The organism is Bacillus sp. mrc49 (assembly GCF_002803435.1).
The window spans coordinates 1-409 of the sequence record NZ_PHNG01000027.1; the positions used below are offsets into that span (position 1 = coordinate 1).

1 protein-coding gene is annotated in these 409 nt (G+C 45.5%); it reads right to left on the minus strand.

Annotation, left to right across the window (positions count from 1 at the left end):
- A partial coding sequence (locus CVN76_RS00280; RefSeq protein WP_442857516.1) for an aldose epimerase family protein occupies positions 1–409 on the minus strand: 409 nt, incomplete at both ends.

Consider the following 409-nt stretch of genomic DNA (forward strand, 5'->3'; position numbering starts at 1 on the left):
TATAACACGACCTTTGCGGAAATCGAATACAGTCCCCTCCACATCCACAGCCTGACCTGTTGGTATCAAGCCATCATCAAGCTCCAGGAATTGATCGCTTTTTAACGTCAGCCGATGTAATGCGATTGACCGTTTCAGATTGCCGCTCAAATTAAAGTACGTATGATTTGTCAAATTCAAAATGGTCGGTCGATCACTTTCCCCTTCGAGCGTAAGGATGATTTCATGATCGTTTGTCACCGTATAAATCACCGCCAATTCAACCGTTCCAGGATAGCCTTCCTCCAGATGGTCGCTTAACCGGCTATAGCGAATGCTTATTGAGTCGGTCTCTTCGGTGATGGATACATCCCAAACCGCTTTATCAAACCCTTTGATGCCGCCATGAAGATGGTTGCCAAGATTGTTT